This window comes from Mesorhizobium sp. M7A.F.Ca.CA.003.01.2.1, assembly GCF_003998945.1.
Classification (GTDB): domain Bacteria; phylum Pseudomonadota; class Alphaproteobacteria; order Rhizobiales; family Rhizobiaceae; genus Mesorhizobium; species Mesorhizobium ciceri.
In genome coordinates, this window is sequence record NZ_RZRA01001518.1 from 1 (window position 1) to 702 (window position 702).

1 protein-coding gene is annotated in these 702 nt (G+C 60.5%); it reads right to left on the reverse strand.

Translation table 11 applies throughout. From position 1 onward, the window contains the following. Positions 1 to 99: 99 nt before the first annotated feature. Positions 100 to 702, reverse strand: a 603-nt coding sequence (locus EN969_RS33900; RefSeq protein ID WP_164758790.1) for an AsmA-like C-terminal region-containing protein, incomplete at its 5' end; no start/stop codon positions are given.

The following is a 702-nucleotide window of genomic DNA, read 5'->3' on the forward strand; positions in this document are numbered from 1 at the left end:
CGCCGGCTGGTGACCCCTCAGGATTTGAGTCCGGAAAACGTCGTAAAGCTTTCCTTGGGAAAGAAAAAACACATTCTGGTGCGACCGGCCTGAACTCGCTCACCTATATTCGAAGATCGACCTGAATATTCCGGGCGCGATCACCGACAGCGGATTGATGTCCAGCAACGGCTTGTTGGCGTTGCCCTTGAGCCGGTAGGTGACGCCGATCAGGCCACGGTCGCGGCCATTGCCGAGCAGCGCGCCAACGATGGGCAATTCGCCGAAGATGCGATTGAGGCCATAGACCGGCATGAACGTGCCGGTCATGTCCATGTTGTTGTTCTGGTCGTAGAGCGTGCCCTGGAACGTGGTGCCGATGCGCGGTCCGCGCAGCACACCGTTGGCGATTTTCAGGTAACCGCTGCCCTTGTCGATCTCGGCGTAACCGCGTTCGAACTTCACCCGCGACGTGTCCAGTTTGCCCTTGACCGCCTGGTTGAGGCTGCGGTTGTCGCCGGCGGGCGTGGTCGAGACGATGGAGGCCAGTTTCGGTTCGTTGACGACGAAAAAGTTGCTGGTGTCGACCTTGCCCCTCAGCGATCCGTCGCTCGGCCCCGCCAGGGCCAGGGTGATCGTTCCGCCTTCCATATGCTCGTAGATATTGAGGAATCTCAGGATGGCGCCAGCGTCGGCGGACTGCATGTTGAGCGCGCGCTGGCC